The 17,660-nt window shown below is 68.5% G+C and carries 11 protein-coding genes; 6 read left to right on the top strand and 5 right to left on the bottom strand.

Going from position 1 to position 17,660, the window contains the following annotated elements:
* The first annotated feature begins 99 nt into the window (after positions 1-99).
* The 3 genes from gltB to pyk are packed head-to-tail and all read left to right on the top strand — an operon-like array spanning position 100 to position 7,636.
* Positions 100-4,686, top strand: coding sequence for a glutamate synthase large subunit (gltB, locus tag FVP33_RS03810; protein ID WP_147782307.1), 4,587 nt, complete (start codon positions 100-102; stop codon positions 4,684-4,686).
* Positions 4,679-6,133: a glutamate synthase subunit beta gene (locus tag FVP33_RS03805; protein ID WP_147782306.1), complete on the top strand. Its 1,455-nt coding sequence runs from the start codon at positions 4,679-4,681 to the stop codon at positions 6,131-6,133. The genes gltB and FVP33_RS03805 overlap by 8 nt, the downstream gene beginning before the upstream one ends.
* 57 nt (positions 6,134-6,190) lie before the next feature.
* On the top strand, positions 6,191-7,636 hold the full coding sequence (pyk, locus tag FVP33_RS03800) for a pyruvate kinase (protein ID WP_147782305.1): 1,446 nt from the start codon (positions 6,191-6,193) through the stop codon (positions 7,634-7,636).
* 215 nt (positions 7,637-7,851) lie between these two features.
* Here pyk and FVP33_RS03795 read toward each other — a convergent pair whose 3' ends face one another.
* The gene (locus tag FVP33_RS03795; protein ID WP_147782304.1) at positions 7,852-8,706 is read right to left on the bottom strand and encodes a universal stress protein; all 855 of its coding nucleotides are present in this window, start codon (positions 8,704-8,706) and stop codon (positions 7,852-7,854) included.
* A gap of 168 nt (positions 8,707-8,874) precedes the next feature.
* Between FVP33_RS03795 and FVP33_RS03790 the strand changes: the two genes are divergently transcribed.
* Complete coding sequence (locus FVP33_RS03790) at positions 8,875-10,176, top strand: Nramp family divalent metal transporter (RefSeq protein ID WP_147782303.1); 1,302 nt, start codon at positions 8,875-8,877, stop codon at positions 10,174-10,176.
* An 89-nt stretch (positions 10,177-10,265) separates the two neighbouring features.
* Here FVP33_RS03790 and FVP33_RS03785 read toward each other — a convergent pair whose 3' ends face one another.
* A complete protein-coding gene (locus FVP33_RS03785; RefSeq protein ID WP_147782302.1) occupies positions 10,266-11,015 on the bottom strand; it encodes a hypothetical protein in 750 nt (249 codons plus the stop codon).
* A 202-nt stretch (positions 11,016-11,217) separates the two neighbouring features.
* The gene (locus FVP33_RS03780; protein ID WP_147782301.1) at positions 11,218-12,336 is read right to left on the bottom strand and encodes a zinc-ribbon domain-containing protein; all 1,119 of its coding nucleotides are present in this window, start codon (positions 12,334-12,336) and stop codon (positions 11,218-11,220) included.
* 158 nt (positions 12,337-12,494) lie between these two features.
* On the opposite strand from FVP33_RS03780, the gene FVP33_RS03775 reads away from it, so the two are divergent.
* Entirely contained in the window at positions 12,495-13,088 is a 594-nt protein-coding gene (locus FVP33_RS03775) for a hypothetical protein (protein WP_147782300.1), read from the top strand.
* Between the two features lie 496 nt (positions 13,089-13,584).
* Here the strand turns inward: FVP33_RS03775 and FVP33_RS03770 are convergent, their stop codons facing one another.
* Positions 13,585-14,433, bottom strand: coding sequence for a polysaccharide deacetylase family protein (locus FVP33_RS03770; protein WP_147782299.1), 849 nt, complete (start codon positions 14,431-14,433; stop codon positions 13,585-13,587).
* Positions 14,434-14,587: 154 nt separating this feature from the next.
* On the opposite strand from FVP33_RS03770, the gene FVP33_RS03765 reads away from it, so the two are divergent.
* Complete coding sequence (locus tag FVP33_RS03765; RefSeq protein WP_187270564.1) at positions 14,588-15,223, top strand: GyrI-like domain-containing protein; 636 nt, start codon at positions 14,588-14,590, stop codon at positions 15,221-15,223.
* Here the strand turns inward: FVP33_RS03765 and FVP33_RS03760 are convergent.
* The gene (locus FVP33_RS03760; RefSeq protein WP_147782297.1) at positions 15,220-17,640 is read right to left on the bottom strand and encodes a transglycosylase domain-containing protein; all 2,421 of its coding nucleotides are present in this window, start codon (positions 17,638-17,640) and stop codon (positions 15,220-15,222) included. The two genes, FVP33_RS03765 and FVP33_RS03760, sit on opposite strands and share 4 nt — an antisense overlap.
* Positions 17,641-17,660: the final 20 nt, after the last annotated feature.

Raw genomic sequence — 17,660 nt, 5'->3', positions numbered from 1 at the left:
GTCACAGGTAGCGGGCCGGATCCGAGGCTCGATCGCCATAATCCTCCCCGGGCCAGCGAAGTCCCACACGCCCTGATTCTCTCGTGAGGACGGTTCAGAATGGCTCTCACGCCAGCCTTTTCCCGGTTTAGCGCGGTGCCGGCCGCATCCGGCATGTACGACCCCGCTCGTGAACGCGACGCGTGTGGTCTCGCGATGGTCGCGACGCTCCGCGGTACCGCGGGTCACGACATCATCGATGCCGCCCTCGGCGCCCTGCGCAACCTCGAACACCGCGGCGCGATCGGTTCGGATGCCGGCACCGGTGACGGTGCCGGGATCGTCACCCAGATCCCGGATGCGTTCTTCCGCGCCGTTGTGGACTTCGACCTGCCGGCCGTCGGTCGCTACGTCGTCGGAACCGCGTTCCTCCCCACCGACGTCGACGAGCGCGCGGACATCACGCACGCCATCGCGGAACTCGCGGCCGAGGAGGGCCTGCGGGTGCTCGGCTGGCGCGAGGTTCCGGTGCGCCCGGACGGCCTCGGCACCCTGGCGCGCGAGGCGATGCCGTTCTTCGAGCAGGTGTTCCTGTCGAGCACCCGTCCGGCCACGGACGGCGACCCGGTGCACGGCATCGAGCTCGACCGGCAGGCGTTCCGGCTGCGCAAGCGTGCCGAACGCGAACTCAACGCCTACTTCCCCTCGCTGAGCTGCCGCACCATCGTCTACAAGGGCATGGTCACCACGCTCCAGCTCGAGCCGTTCTATCCCGACCTGTCCGACCAGCGTTTCGCCTCGAAGCTCGCGCTCGTGCACTCGCGGTACTCCACCAACACCTTCCCGTCCTGGCCGCTCGCTCAGCCGTTCCGCATGATCGCCCACAACGGGGAGATCAACACGGTGCAGGGAAACCGCAACTGGATGCGCGCCCGCCAGTCGCAGCTCGAGTCCGACCTGCTCGGCGACCTCGCCCCCATCCTGCCCATCGTCACTCCGGGCGCGAGCGACTCCGCCTCGTTCGACGAGGTCGTCGAGTTGCTCAACCTCGGCGGACGTTCGCTGCCGCACGCCATGATGATGATGGTTCCGGAGGCCTACGAGAACCAGACGGACATCGACCCGCTGCGCCGCGACTTCTACGAATACCACGCAATGCTCATGGAGCCCTGGGACGGCCCGGCCGCCCTCGTCTTCACCGACGGGAGCCTTGTCGGCGCGACCCTCGACCGCAACGGACTGCGCCCCGGCCGCTACCTCGTGACCGACGATGGTCTCGTCGTCCTGGCGAGCGAGATCGGTGTCCTCGACATCGACCCGGCCCGCATCGTGCGAAAGGGCCGCCTTCGCCCCGGCAAGATGTTCCTCGTCGACACCGAGGCCGGCCGCCTGATCGAGGACGACGAGATCAAGAAGGACCTCGCCGCGGAGCAGCCGTGGGGCGAATGGCTCGACCACGGTCGCATCAACCTCAGGGACCTGCCCGAGCGCGAGCACATCGTGCACACCCCGGCGTCGGTCACGCGCCGCCAGCGCACGTTCGGCTACACCGAGGAGGAGGTGCGCATCCTGATCGGCCCGATGGCCCTCAACGGCGCAGAGCCCCTCGGAGCGATGGGCTCCGACACGCCGATCGCGGTGCTGAGCGAGCGCCCACGGCTGTTGTTCGACTACTTCACCCAGCAGTTCGCCCAGGTGACCAACCCTCCGCTGGACAGCATCCGGGAGGAGGTCGTCACCTCGCTCAAGCTCGGCCTCGGGCCGGAGCGCAACCTGCTCGCGGCGACCCCGGAGCACGCCCGCCAGGTGATCCTCGACTTCCCGGTGATCGACAACGACGAACTGGCCAAGATCCAGCACATCGCTCCCAAGTCGTCACGGGCGTTCTTCAACCCGACCCGCACCATCCGCGGCCTCTACCGCGTGGACGAGGGCCAGAAGGCCATGGAACAGCGGATTGCCGCGATGTGCGACGAGGTCGACACGGCGATCGAGGACGGCGCACTGTTCATCGTGCTCTCCGACCGCGACTCCAACAAGGACATGGCGCCGGTTCCGTCGCTGCTCATGCTCGCCGCCGTGCACCACCACCTCATCCGGCGGCAGAACCGGATGAAGGTCGGCATCATCGTGGAGGCCGGAGACGTGCGCGAGGTCCACCACGTGGCCCTCCTCATCGGCTACGGCGCCTCCGCCGTCAACCCGTACCTCGCCATGGAGTCGGCCGAGGAGCTGGTGCGCAGCGGAATGGTCTCGGGCATCACCCCCGAGAAGGCCGTGAAGAACCTCATCAAGGCGCTCGGCAAGGGAGTGCTCAAGATCATGTCCAAGATGGGCATCTCGGTCGTGAGCTCGTACGCCGGAGCCCAGGCATTCGAGGCGGTCGGCCTCGACCAGGACTTCGTCGACCAGTACTTCACCGGCACCTCGAGCCTGCTCGGCGGCGTCGGCATCGACGTCGTCGCGGCGGAGAGCGCGGCGCGTCACGCCGCGGCCTACCCCGAGGATGGCGCGACGAGCGTTCACGAGCGCCTCGCCATCGGCGGCGAGTACCAGTGGCGTCGCGACGGGCCACCGCACCTCTTCAACCCGGACACGGTGTTCCGCCTGCAGCACGCCACGCGCGCCCGCCGGTACGACATCTTCCGCGACTACACGCGCCTCGTGGACGAGCAGGCCGAGCACCTGATGACCCTCCGCGGGCTGTTCAAGCTGCGCGACGGGGTGCGCCAGCCGGTGCCGCTCGACGAGGTGGAATCCGTGTCGTCGATCGTGAAGCGTTTCTCGACCGGCGCGATGAGCTACGGCTCGATCAGCGCCGAGGCGCACGAGACCCTCGCGATCGCGATGAACAGCCTCGGCGCCAAGAGCAACACGGGGGAGGGCGGCGAAGACACCGCCCGGCTCCTCGACCCGCAGCGCCGCAGTGCGATCAAGCAGGTGGCATCCGGCCGGTTCGGCGTCACGAGCATGTATCTCACGCACGCCACCGACATCCAGATCAAGATGGCGCAGGGGGCGAAGCCCGGCGAGGGCGGCCAGCTGCCGCCCACCAAGGTGTACCCGTGGATCGCGCGCACGAGGCACGCGACCGCCGGGGTCGGGCTCATCTCGCCGCCGCCGCACCACGACATCTACTCGATCGAAGACCTCAAACAGCTGATCTTCGACCTCAAGCGGGCGAACCCCGACGCCCGGGTGCACGTCAAGCTCGTGAGCCAGTCCGGCATCGGCGCGGTCGCGGCCGGGGTCACCAAGGCCCTCGCCGACGTCGTGCTCGTCTCCGGGCACGACGGCGGCACCGGAGCGAGCCCGCTCAACTCGCTCAAGCACGCCGGAACGCCGTGGGAACTCGGCCTCGCCGAGACCCAGCAGACGCTCATGCTCAACGGCATGCGCGGCCGCGTCGTGGTGCAGGTCGACGGCCAGATGAAGACCGGCCGCGACGTGATCGTCGCCGCCCTGCTCGGGGCGGAGGAGTACGGCTTCGCCACGGCTCCGCTCGTGGTGTCCGGCTGCGTGCTCATGCGGGTCTGCCACCTCGACACCTGCCCGGTCGGCGTCGCCACCCAGAATCCGGAGCTGCGCGCGAGGTTCACTGGCAAGCCGGAGTTCGTCGTGAACTTCTTCGAGTTCCTCGCCCAGGAGGTGCGGGAGTACCTGTCCCAGTTGGGCTTCCGATCCATCGAGGAGGCGATCGGCCACGCCGAGCTCCTCGACGTGAACGGGGCGATCGAGCATTGGAAGGCCGACGGCCTCGACCTGACCCCCATCCTGAGCGGGCCGGAATTCGGCGCGGACGAGCCGCGTTCCAACGTCACGGCGCAGGAGCACGAACTGGACAAGCACTTCGACGTGGAGCTCATCCGACAGAGTGCCGGCGCGCTGCTCAGCGGCGAACCCGTGCGGATCACGCTTCCGATCCGCAACACCGAACGTGCGGTGGGCACGATGCTCGGCCACGAGGTCACGGTTCGGCACGGCGAGAACGGACTTCCGGCCGGCACGATCGAGGTGCTGCTGAACGGAACAGCCGGGCAGTCGTTCGGAGCCTTCCTGCCGAGCGGCATCACCCTGCGTCTGACCGGCGACAGCAACGACTACGTCGGCAAGGGCCTGTGCGGCGGGCAGATCGTGATCCGCCCCGACCGCACGAGCGGGTTCCTCGCCGAGGAGAACGTGATCGCCGGCAACGTGATCGGGTACGGCGCGACCCAGGGCAGCATGTTCATCCGCGGCATCGTCGGCGAACGCTTCCTCGTGCGCAACTCGGGCGCCACGGCGGTCGTCGAGGGCGTGGGGGACCACGCGCTCGAATACATGACGGGTGGCCTCGCGCTCATTCTGGGCGGCACCGGGCGCAACCTCGGCGCCGGCATGTCCGGAGGGACCGCGTACATCTACGACCTGGCGCCCGAGTGCGTCAACCGCGACTCGCTCGCCTCGGGGGAGCTCGAACTGCTGCCCCTCGGCGCCGGGGACGTCGCCATCGTGAAGGACCTGCTCGAGAAGCACCTGGCCGAGACGGACTCGGCCGTGGCGAGGAGGATGCTCGGGGACCTCGACGCGACGATCGCGCGGTTCGTGAAGGTGCTTCCTCGCGACTACGCGGCAGTGATCGCGACCCGGGCGACCGCCGTCGCCGAGGGACTGGATCCGGACGGCGACGTCGTCTGGAGTCGAATCATGGAGGTGACCGGTGGCTGACCCCAAGGGATTCTTGAAGACACGGGAGCGCGAGCTTCCGGCCCGCCGACCGGTGAGCCTGCGGCTCATGGACTGGAAAGAGGTCTACGAGCAGGGCGACGCGGCCACCCTGCGCAAGCAGGCCGGCCGGTGCATGGACTGTGGCATTCCGTTCTGCCACCAGGGCTGCCCGCTCGGCAACCTGATTCCGGAGTGGAACGACCTGATGTGGCGGGGCGAGGGCCGCCAGGCCATCGAGCGGCTGCACGCCACCAACAACTTCCCGGAGTTCACCGGCCGGCTGTGCCCGGCGCCGTGCGAGAGTTCGTGCGTGCTCGGCATCAACCAGCCGGCCGTCACCATCAAGCAGGTCGAGGTCTCGATCATCGACCAGGCCTTCGCCAACGACTGGGTCGAACCACACCCGCCCGAGCGCCTTACCGGCAAGACCGCCGCCGTCGTGGGTTCGGGCCCGGCCGGGCTCGCCGCCGCCCAGCAGCTCACGCGGGCCGGCCACACGGTCGCCGTCTTCGAGCGCGACGACCGCATCGGCGGGCTGCTGCGCTACGGCATCCCGGACTTCAAGATGGAGAAGAAGCACCTGGAGTCCCGCCTGCGCCAGATGCAGGCCGAGGGCACCCGCTTCCGGGCCGGCGTCAACATCGGCGTCGACATCCCGTGGGACGACCTGCGCGCACGGTATGACGCCGTCGTCGTCGCGACCGGGGCGCTCAAGCCCCGCGACCTGCCGATCCCCGGACGTGACCTCCCGGGCGTGCACTACGCCATGGAGTACCTGGTTCAGCAGAATCGGGTCGGAGCCGGCGACACCGTCACCGACCAGATCACCGCCGAGGGAAAGCACGTCGTTGTTCTCGGCGGCGGAGACACCGGAGCGGACTGCATCGGCACCGCCCACCGCCAGGGTGCGCTGTCGGTGACGAACCTCGCGATCGGGCTGCAGCCGCCGAGCGAGCGTCCGAGCCACCAGCCGTGGCCGATGTCGCCCACCCTGTTCGAGGTCACGAGCGCCCACGAGGAGGGCGGAGAGCGGGTCTACCTCGCCTCCACCGTCGAATTCCTCGCCAACGAGGTGGGTGAGGTTCGCGCCATCCGCGTCGCCGAGACCGAATACCTCGACGGCCGCCGGGTGCCCAAGGCGGGCACCGAGCGCGAGATCCCAGCCGACCTCGTGCTGCTGGCCCTCGGGTTCACCGGCACGGAGAGCGACCGACTCGAAGACCAACTGCGCGTTCCGATGGACGGCGGCAACGTCGAGCGGGACGACGACTACCAGACGAGCGAGGCCGGTGTCTTCGTCGCCGGTGATGCCGGTCGCGGCCAGTCGCTCATCGTGTGGGCCATCGCCGAGGGCCGCGCCGCCGCGGCATCCGTTGACCGCTACCTCGAGGGCACGACAGAGCTCCCGTCGCCGATTCGTCCGACTGACCGAGCGATTTCCCTCTAGACCAGGGGCACCATTCGTGCCCCACGAATCGATTTGCACCCAAAAAGAAAGAAACAGATGAGACGCGCAAAGATCGTCGCCACCCTCGGGCCGGCAACATCGAGTTATGAGAACATCAGGGCGATCGTCGAGGCGGGGGTGGATGTCGCCCGCATGAACCTCAGTCACGGCAGCTACGACGTGCACGAGGAGGTCTACTCCAACGTCCGCCGCGCGAGCAAGGACTCCGGTCGTGCCGTTGCGGTGCTCGTCGACCTCCAGGGGCCCAAGATCCGTCTCGGCAAGTTCGAGAACGGCCCGTACGACCTCGCCGTCGGCGACATCTTCAAGATCACGATCGAAGACATCGTGGGCAACAAGGAGATCTCGGGCACGACGTTCAAGGGCCTGCCGCACGACGTGAAAGAGGGCGACCCGCTCCTCATCGACGACGGCAAGGTCAAGCTCAAGGTGCTCTCCACCGACGGAACGGTCGTCACGACCGAGGTCGTCGTCGGCGGAGCGGTGAGCAACAACAAGGGCATCAACCTGCCGGGTGTCGCCGTGAACGTGCCGGCCCTCTCCGACAAGGACGAGGCCGACCTGCGCTGGGGCCTCCGTCTCGGAGCCGACCTCATCGCGCTCTCCTTCGTGCGCAACGCCGAGGACATCATCCGCGTGCACGAGATCATGGAGGAGGAGGGCGTCAGGCTTCCGGTGATCGCCAAGATCGAGAAGCCGCAGGCCGTCGACAACCTCGAGGCCATCATCGACGCGTTCGACGGCATCATGGTCGCCCGGGGCGACCTCGGTGTCGAGCTTCCGCTCGAGGCTGTGCCGATCGTGCAGAAGCACGCCGTCGAACTGTCCCGCCGCATGGCGAAGCCGGTAATCGTGGCCACGCAGATGCTCGAATCGATGATCTCGAGCCCGATCCCCACCCGCGCCGAGACCTCGGACGTGGCCAACGCCGTGCTCGATGGAGCGGATGCCGTGATGCTGAGCGGTGAGACGAGCGTGGGCGAGTACCCGGTCATCACCGTTCAGACGATGGCCCGCATCATCAAGTCGACCGAGGAGCACGGACTCGAGCGCATCCCACCGCTCGGGACGAAGCCGCGCACGCAGGGCGGTGCGATCACCCTCGCGGCCGCGGAGGTCGCGGAGTTCGTCGAGGCCAAGTACCTCTGCGTGTTCACCGAGAGCGGCGACTCCGTTCGCCGGATGTCGCGCCTGCGCCACCACATCCCGATCATCGCCTTCACCCCGGAGGAAGGCATCCGCAACCGCCTCGCCTGGGTGTGGGGCACCGAGACGTACCTGGTGGACCGCAAGACCCACACGGACGCCCTGTTCGGCCAGGTGGACGACGTGATGCTCGGCGCCAGCCGGGCCGAGATCGGCGAAAAGGTCGTCGTGATCGCCGGGTCCCCTCCCGGAATCTCCGGCGGCACGAACGACATGCGGGTGCATCGCGTGGGTGACGCCCACAACGCGGTCGCGCCGGCGTACGCCGCGGAGTAGCCCAGCCGTCCCTCCCCGCCCGTCCCGCCCTTTCCGCCCTTTCCGAAATCCATGCTCCTCTGCTCGACACGCCGTCGGGCGGGGGCAACTCGCCGCAGTAGGGCGACAAATGCATGGATTTCGGAAGGGGCGGGGAGGGCGGTTCGAGTTCGCCGTGCGGAATACGCAGCCCGACCGCGCTGAGCGTCGGACGGAATCGCCCGGTCGGACCAGGGTCAGCCGAGCGAGGCGACGGCTCCCACGACCACGAGCGGCGTCGTGATGCCCAGCACGAGTGCATGGCTCACCGACCCCAGCAGGAGTCGGCGGATTCCGTGCAGGCCGTGGTTGCCGACGACGAGCAGGCTCGCCCCCCGTGCCGCCTCGCTGAGCACGTCCTGGGCCCTGCCGCGCGCGAGAAAGTGTTCGACGGTCACCCCGGGGTAGTCCCGGGCCACGGTCGCGAGCGCCTCGTCGAGCACATGCCGGTGCATCGTCTCCAGCGACTCGAGGAAGTCGTCGTCCGGCACATAGACGTCCTGCCAGACCGCGGGCTCGAGCCAGGCGTGCACGACACGCAGCGACTCGCCCCGGCGCTGCGCCTCCTCGGCGGCGAAGGCGAGGGCTCCGTGGGACGACGGCGAACCGTCGACCCCCACGACGATGCCGCTGCCCTCCGCCGCGCCGTCGGACGGCACGATCGCGATCGGTCCCCGAGCGGATGCCGCGAGCCGGGACCCGACGGACCAGTTGTAGCGGAAGGAGGGAGAGGCCTTAGCGGGCGCGCCGACCACGACGAGGGTGGTGGACGACGAGTATCTGCCGAGCTCCTCCGCCGGATCGCCCTGTACGAGCTCCGATTCGATCTCGATCGCCGGGTATGCCTCCCGGATGCGATCCGCGTCTTCCATCAGGGCGATCCGCGCGGCGGCGGCCGGGGAGTTGGCCGCGAAGAACTCGGATGCCGCGATGTGCTCGGTGGACGCCTGCACGAGATGCAGTTCCTTGCCGACACCCCTCTCGACAGCCCAGTCGACCGCCGCTCGTGCGGAGGCCGTGCCATCCCAGCCCACTACCGTCTTCTCGATCACGTGTTCCGCCCTTCGTGCGTTGCCATGCCTGTGCTGCGAAACTATCCAGACCGTCGACCGGCGACTAGGGGCTTTGGTCACAGCTGCCGCGGAGGGCGCAGCTAGGCTGACCTCAGCCCAGTCGGGCGGCGACCTGGCCGCCGTCGAGGGCTTCGATGGAGGCGGCCAGTGGCACACGACATCGCCCCCGACGCGGCACGCGCGCGAAGCGAACGTCACCACATCTCTCGCTCGCGAATCCGGGGGCGAGGCTACTTCCAGCGGCTCGGTCCGGGGATCGTCACGGGGGCAGCCGACGACGACCCCTCGGGCATCGGCACCTACTCCCAGGTGGGCGCGGCCACCGGCAACCGTCTGCTCTGGAGCGCTCCCGTCCTTCTCCCGCTGGCCTTCGCGGTGCAGGAGGCGTGCGCACGCCTGGCCCTCGTCACGGGCAAGGGACTCGCCGGCATCATCCGGGAGCGGCTGCCCCGACCCCTGCTGTTCCTCTGCGTGGCGCTCGTCACGATCGCGAACACCGTGAACATCGCCGCCGACATCGGGTCGATGTCGGCGGCGCTTCGGCTGCTCGTGCCGGTGCCGCAGTTCCTCGGGGTTGTCGGCTTCGGTGTGCTGATCGTGCTCGCCGAGGTCTATGTGCCCTACCATCGCTACGCCAAGGGACTCCGCTGGTTGTGTCTGTCGCTGCTCGCCTACGTCGCCGTGCTGTTCGTCGCGAACGTGGACTGGCCGCAGGTGGGACTCGATCTCGTCATTCCGCGCATCGAGTGGGGGAGAACAGACATCGCCCTGCTGATCGGCCTCGCCGGCACGACGATCTCGCCCTACCTCTTCTTCTGGCAGTCGGCGGAGGAGATGGAGGCCAGGGCCGCCGAGAAGGACTACGCCGTCAACGAGATGCACATTCGGGCCATGCGCGGCGACGTCTTCGCCGGAATGGCCACGGGCGTCTTCGTGATGGCGGCGATCATGATCACCGCCTCCGCCACGCTGCACCGCGCGGGCATCACCACCGTGCAGACGGCAGAACAGGCCGCACAGGCCCTCACTCCGCTCGCCGGGCCGTTCGCGGGCGTGCTCTTCCTGCTCGGCATCGTGGGGACCGGTCTGCTCAGCGTTCCGGTGCTGGCCGGCGCCACCTCGTACGCAATCGCCGAGACCTTCGGTTGGCGGGGGAGCCTGGAGCGGCGGCCCAGCCAGGCCCGAGCCTTCTACGCTGTCATCCTCGTGTCCATCGTGGTTGGTCTCGCCCTCAACCTGATCGGCCTCGACCCGATCCAGTTCCTGTTCATCGCCGCCGTCACGAACGGGCTGGCCGCGCCCATCCTCATGGCGGTGATCTGGTGGCTGGCCAGGGACGAGCGGCTGCTCGGTCGGTGGAGGAGTCCCCTCTGGTCGCGCATCCTGCTTGGCGTGGCGATCGTCACCATGGCGGCGCTGCCGGTGCTCTGGCTCATCGCTCCGGCCTGAGGCTTCGCCGGGCCGGGATCGCGCGCGGCGGCATGCCGATGGCCGGGAGCGAGTCGCCCCCGGCCATCGGCCGATCCGTACTGCTGGTGTTACTTGCCCGCCGCGGCGCCCTGGAGCCGCTCGGCGATCTTCTGAATCTGCGCGCCGTATCCGCCGCTCAGGGCTGTGGCCTGAGCCTTGGTGGCGTCTGCGCCCGCCTCGGAGGCCGGCGCGTTCTTGATTGCCGTGAGGTCGGACTGCAGGTTGGCCGGCAGCTGGGCGAACAGGTCGGGGTGCCCGATGAGGGTCGTGGCGACCTTCTCCGCCGACTGCCCGAGGTCCTGACCCTGGGCGAGGTCGCTGCGGAGCTCGTCACGAAGCGATCCGGCGAACGGATGCTTCGCGCCGCTCTTGAGGTTGGTCGCGACCGACTTGACCTCCTGGCCGTATCCACCCGCGAGGGCGGTGGTCGAGATCTTCTCGGCGTCCTTGGTCGCGTCGGCGGCCGGAGCCTTGGCGAGGGTGCCGAGGTCGGTCTGGAGCGCGGCCGGGAGCTTCGCGAGCAGTTCGGTCTTGCCGACGGCGAACACGGCGAGCTTCTGTGCCTTCGCTCCATCGACCGTGGACTGGAAGAACGCCTCGCGAATCTGCTTGGCGACGGTGGCGCCGAAGGCGTGTCCGTGGTGGCCGTCCGCGTGAACCAACGCTGAGGCGCTGGCCGTGGGGGTGAGGGGGGATGCCGATGCTCCGGCGACGCCGACGCCGAGGAGCGCTCCGGCCGTGAGCACGGATGCGGCGCCGACGGCGATGCGCTTCTTCAGGGGGGTGTTGAACACGCTGTTGCTCTGGTTCTGAGTCATTGTGAATCCTTCTCTCTAACCCGCGGCCGATTCCGGCAGGTGGCCGAAGCTGGCCGCAATTGGGCACCGGGCGAGCGTAGGCAGTCGGCCTGAGTCCGCGGTCCGTGGGGGCTGGCAATCCGCCGGGTTTTCGGCGATTCGGGAGCGGGGGCGCGGCGATGGCGCGGGTCGGCGAATCTGGATTTGCCCCTTCGCGGCGTGCCTAGGCCAGGTAGGAATTGACGATGAGATCTCCGCGCACCTCGCGCAGCTCGTCGAGCACCCTCTCGATGAGGGTCGCCGACACTCCGGACGCCTGGATGTCGTGTGGCCCGATGGGCTGCAGCTTGCCGCAGCGCACGCGGATCACCTCCCAGCCCGCCGCGCGGAGCAGCCGGTCCTTTCGGCGGTCGGTCTGCTCTCGCCGCCCCACGTGTTCGAGGCCGTCGCGGCCGGTGGTGTCGTATTCGATCGCGACCCGCAACTCGGCGATCACGATGTCCGGCCAGACCTCGATGTGGTTGAAGAACGGCCGGGGCACCCGAACCGCATTCGGAGCCAGGTCGACAGCCAGACGCGAGGCGAGACGATGCCGAAGGTCGGCCTCGGCGGCGGAGGCGGTGGGTGGTGCCCAGGGGCTCGAGAAGGCTTCGCCGACCTCGACCCGGTCGGCCGCGGCTCGCGCGTGCAGGCAGGTGAGGCAGCGACGACCGCCGAGCATCCGCTCGACCGTGGCCTGGTAGCTCCCGTGGCCCACCGGGCACAGCCAGGTGTAGCGGCGGCCGACCCGGGTCTCGTCGGTCAGTAGCCCGCGCATCCGAGGGGCCACTATCGACAACAGTTCGTCGCGCGTGACGGGCGCACCGTCGAGGCGCCGGCACAGGGAGCAGCGGTCGTCGCTCGGCTCAGTCTGGCCGGGGGCGGCCTCGATGCGGTCCGGGTCACGCGGATGCCCGCAGGCGTACCGGGTGAGCGCGGACGCCGCTGCTCCCGGCGCTGCGGACCCCGGCGCGAGGGCTGCTGTCGGGGCCCGACGGCGAACCGCGAGCGGCGCACAGTCCGGGCACCAGGTGGAGCGTCTGCGGGAGGTTCCCGGGCGTTGCCGCTGCTCTTCCGGGGTCGCCACGAACCGGTGCCCGGAGTCGCATTGCCAGACCAGGTACACGTCGGCGGCCGGCGGCACCTGGGTGAGCGTGATGCCGTGATTGAGGTCGGGATGGTACTGCCGCACGAGCACGGGGTAGCGTTCCCAGTCCGTGCGGAACCGCCCGATCTCGTATGGCACGGTGGTGCCCTTGGACCACTGGCGCCTGGACCACCACTGCTCGACCCGCTCCGGCATCGAAGACCCTCCTCGAGGCGCACTGTACGACCGGCCACCGTCATCCGCGTCGCCGAAGTGGGCCCTTGCGGTATTTCGTCGCTGTCTCCAGACTCCTGTGAGTAGAGGGGTCGATTCCCGAGACCCGGCGCACCACCCGATGAGTTCTGGAGGACAGCATGGACGAGAACACGGATTCCCCGTCGGTCACCGACGCGTTCGACGATCGCACGATCGACTTCGCCACCTTCGACACCGACGTCACCATGGAGGACTGGGCGACGAGGTACCGGGTGGGCGACATCCGCATCAGCCCGTACTTCTTCTTCACACCGATCGAGACGCTCACTCCCACCAAGACCGTGGGCCTCGGCCGCACCAATCTCACCCTCATCATGGCGACGATCGTGCAGACGGATGCCGCGGCCCCGTACGCGGGATTCGACCGTCAGGCGACCCCGTCGCGCAATCCGGCGGTGTCGACGCACTTCGCCCCGAGCGCCTACGGCATCACCACCGTCGGCACCTACGTGATGACCTTCACCGTGGAGACGAACGGCCCGAGCACGTTCACCGTGGCCGGCTACGCGGGGTCCGGAACGCTGTCCGGCACGGGCGCCAAGTCGGTGAACGGCCGGCAGACGATCACGCTGATCCTCAAGGATGTGCAGCCGTCGCAGCAGGTTTACGGGTCGATCGAGCAGACGGCCGGGTCGTCCTGGGTCTGGTATTCGACGAAGGTGAGCTACCCGCCGCTCGTGTTCCAGCTCTAGGTGTGCTGCCCAGGGACGCTGGTGGGGTGGGCTGACTCCGATCGCGGTGTGGGGCCCGTGTCCCCGCCAGCGTGCGGCACTCCCTTGCCCCTGGCACGCGTTGTGCAGGACGTCCTGGTGATTTACGGGTGTCCGCCCCGCAGACTCCAGTTGTGCAGGACGCGTTGTGCAGGACGGTAGGACGGGACCCTTCGGGTCGCCACACCCCTGCCGTGTCCTGCACAAGCTGTCCTGCACAACCAAAGTATGCGAGGTGGCACCCACGCCTCTGAGGCCCGTCCTGCAGAACACGGCCCGACCGACGCGGGCGGCACAACTAGGTGGCACAACTAGAGGGCCGAGACGGTCCAGCTTCCGGCGTGCGAGATCCGCAACGTCGCCGACGGCCACACGCGAACGTCCGTAACGGTGTTCGGAGTCACAGCAGCAACAGCGCGGGACACGAGGACCTCGCTCACACCAACCAACCAACCTGCCTGGGCAGTACATCCAGCAATCAGACCCGAAACACGTCGTTCAGGGTGACGGTACGCAGGTTCCGTTCCCGGATGATGTCCAGCAGCTGTGGGTACACGGTGGTCACCGGCGCGAAATTGGCATGCCCGATCACGATGTGCTGCGGAAGGAACCAGCTGGTCGCGAAGTCGACCACCTGCTGCGGGGTGATGAGGCCCGAATCGGACAGCGAGCCGTACCACATGACCGGGGCGCGATAGCCGATGCTCGCGGCGACCGCCTCGGTGCGGGCATCGGTGTAGCCGTAGGGAGGGCGGTAGAACGGTGCGGAACTGACCCCGTAGAGGTTGCGGATGAAGGCGTCGTTCTTCTTGAGTTCGTTCACGATACCGGCGTCCGACAGCCTGAGGAGGTTCGGGTGCGAGAAGGTGTGGTTGCCCAGCTGGATCTGGCCGCTCTCGACCATCGGTCGAAGGGCGGGGGCGTTGTCCGTCCATGATCGGTTCTGGCCGTTCACGAAGAAGGTGAGCCGGGTGCCGCTGTCGCGGGCGAAGCGGGCGTACGCCGCCACGACGGCACTGTCGATGCCGTCGTCGACGGTCCAGGCCAGGAGGTTGCCCTTTCCGGGCAGGCTGTAGATCTTGCCGCCCGGCAGGGGAACCTTCACGAGCACCGGCGGTTCGGCGGGCGCGGTCGAGGGGCTCGGCGTCGGCTCGGGAGGCACGGTCGGTGTGCGTGACGGCGACACGGTTGGCGAGGCGCTCGGAGAGCCGGTGGGACTCGGGCTGGGTTGGGCGTTCGGTTCGATCGCATACCGGTCGATGGCGCAGCCCGAGAGGGAGAGCACGGCGACCGCAGCCAGTGCCGTGAGCAACTCTCGACGTTCCACCAATTCAACCAATCCGAAAGGCCCCGGTGCCGCGTAGGACGGCACTCGATCCTCGCCGGGATCGTCCACCGCCGGCCGTGACCTAAGTCCCTTCATTGTCCATCCTGGGAGCCGTAGTCTCGGGATTCGCGCACGGAGCGTCTGGAGGATCACGGTGGCGAAGAGCACGGGGTTCGCGGAGCTCGATGCGCTCCTCACCGCGCGAAAGGGTCACGTCGATTTCGTCGACGTTCCCGAACTCGCCTTCCTGTCGATCGACGGGACGGGTGCCCCGGACGGTCAGCAGTTTCAGGCGGCGCTGAGGGCCCTCTATGCCGTGAGTTACGGCGCCCACTTCCTCGTGAAGAAGCAGACCGGTGCGGCCCCGCGGGTCATGCCGCTCGAGGCCCTCTGGTGGATGGAGGGCGTCACCGGTGAGCAACTCGCGCATCCGGAGTCCTTCCCCGAATCCGATCGGGATGCCTGGCGCTGGCGCGCGATGATCGCTCAACTGCCGCCGATCGATGAGGCCGTCGTGCGGCACGCGACCGAGCAGGCCAGGGCGAAGGGCGGCGGCGCGATCGACGCACTGCGGTTCGAACGGTGGGCGGAAGGCCCGTCAGCCCAGATCATGCACGTCGGGCCGTATTCCACAGAGTCGACGAGCATCGCGGCGCTGCACGCGGGCATCGCCGCCCACGGTTCGCGGCCCCGGGGCCGACACCACGAGATCTACCTGGGCGATCCGCGCAGCGCGGCACCCGAGCGGCTTCGCACCATCCTCCGCCAGCCCGTCGAGCCGGCCGCCTAGCCCTTTCCCGGATGGTCGCCGCCGCCTGGATGTTTGTCCGGTGGATCGGTCTTGCGTGCGGCGGCCCCGCTGCTCACGGTCACCGTGACGGTTCTGCCCCGGGCGATAGCGGAGCCGGCGACAGGATCGGACGACACTACCGTTCCGGCGGGCAGCGCGGAGGAGACGACGTCGCCCTGGGCGAAGGCGAGTCCGATGCGCTCGACGAGTCGCTGTGCGGCGGAGACGCTTTGGCCGACGACGTTCGGCATCCGGATGGTCGATCCCCTCAGCAGCGCGGGCGGAGGTTCCGGGAAGGCGTGACCGGCGCCGTAGACCGCGCTCGCGTTGAGCGAGGCGAGAATCGGCTTCATCACGGCGGTGCGGAGGTTCGAAGCGAGGGTACCGCCGATGGAGATGCGGCGCAGGTTCTGAAAGCCCGTGATGTTGCCGATCCACACCGCGGTCGATGTTTGCGAGCTGGCCGCGACCATGTAGCTATGCAGCGCTTCGGCGGTGCCGGTCTTTCCGAGGAGGGCCGTGCCATCGCGGGGGTTCGCGCTCGCGCCGGTGCCGCCGGGCTGGAGCGGGCCCTGGAGGTCGAAGGCGGCGGCGGCCGCCACCTCCGGCGAGATCACTCGGCTGCAGCTCTGCGCCTGGCCCGGCAGCTCCTTCCCGTCCGGGCCGACGATGCGGTCGACGGCGATCGGCTGGCAGAGCGTGCCGCCTCCGGCGACCGTGGCGTAGGCGTTCGCCATGGTGAGCGGTGAGGGGGTGTTCGTTCCCAGGATCGTGCCCGGGTCGTGGGCGAGTTCGCTGTCATCCGCGTTGTGCACGCCCATCGAGGTGGCCACGTCCCGGATGTCGCAGAGGTCCAGCTTTGACGCCATGTTCACGAAGGCCGCATTGACCGAGCCCTTCGTGGCGGCGAGCACGTTCATCTGGCCCTGGCTCACCCCGCTGTCGTTCTTCGGCGCGTAGCCGCGAGCAATCGTGTACAGGCCGCCCGGGTCGCACCTCGACGGGAACGACCGGTAGGAGCGGATGTTCGCGTCCACGTACTCCTGCAACCCGTGGCCGTTCTGCAGCCAGTTGACGAGGGTGAAGAGCTTGTAGGTGGAGCCGGTCGGGAATCCGGACGACCCGCCGTACCGCTTGTCGGTGTTGAAGTTGATGGCGGTGGACACGGCCGGATCGGCCTCGCCCGTGTCGTCGAACGCCTTGTTCTGCGCCATCGTGATGATGCGACCGGTGCCCACTTGCACGGTGGAGACGGCACTGCCGAGCGAGAACCGGTTCTCGGTGGCCGGGGTGCGCGCCGCGAGATCGTCTTCGGCGACCGCCTGCTGGTCGAGGTCGATCGTCGTGTAGACCGAGTATCCGCCGCGTTCCCAGGCTGCCTTGCGGTCGGCCGGCGTCGCGCCGAGGCTCGTCAGGTCCTTGACACTGTTAATCACGTAGTCGCAGAACGGCTTTGCCGCCGAGGCGTAGGAGCATCCGTTGGTGGCGGCGCTGAGCTTCACCGTGCTCGCGTTGACCGGCACGGCGATCGCCTCGTCGAACTGCTGCCGTGAAATCATCAACTCACTCAACATGGTTCGGAGGATGGCGTCGCGGCGGCTCTGGTTGCGTTCCCAGTTGTCCGGCGCGGCCGGGGCGCGGAGGTTCGGCTGTTGCACGATCGCGATGAGGCTCGCCGCCTGGGCGAGCGTGAGCGCCTTGGCCGTCGTGGAGTAGTACTGCTGGGCTGCGGCCTCGATTCCATAGGTGTTGCCGCCAAACCCCGCGATGTTGAGGTAGGCGAGCAGGATCTGGTGCTTGCCGTAGCGCTTCTCGAGGCCGACGGCGAGTTTAGCCTCTCTGAGTTTGCGGTCGAGGGTCGTCGCCTGGGCCGCGGCTTTGGCCGCGTTGAGTTTCACCTTGTCCGTGATGGTGGCGACGGCCTCCTGGATGGCTAACTGCTTCACGAGCTGCTGCTCGATGCTCGACGCGCCCTGAAGCTTCTTGCCGGAGAGGTTGTTGACGGTGGCCCTGGCGATGCCCGCGAGGTCGACGCCCCCGTGCTGGTAGAACCGCACGTCCTCCGCCGCCACGAGCGCGTCCTTGGCGAAGTCGGAGACGGCATCCCATTCCACTTCTTGCCGGTTCTGGTCGTAAATCTGGGCGAACGGCACCTGCTGGGCGGCACGCAGGCCGTAGAGCACGGTGCGCTGCGACTGGTGGCCGAGGGTCACATAGTCGGGCAGCCGGTCGAAGACGTTCAGCGCGTTCACGGTCGCCTTGCTGGTGACAGCGAGCATCGGGGCGAACAGTGCGGCGACAAGAATCCCGGCTATCACGCTGAATCCAAGCAGGCCGAGCAGGCCGAGCAGGCCACCGAAGGCCGACGATCGGGTCGGCTTCAGGGAGGTCTCCTTCATCCAGTCCTCGCCCGCCATAGACTGAGGGTACCTCAATA

The sequence above is a fragment of the Lacisediminihabitans profunda genome (assembly GCF_008040105.1).
Lineage (GTDB): Bacteria > Actinomycetota > Actinomycetes > Actinomycetales > Microbacteriaceae > Lacisediminihabitans > Lacisediminihabitans profunda.
This window is presented reverse-complemented; position numbering and strand designations above follow the sequence as displayed.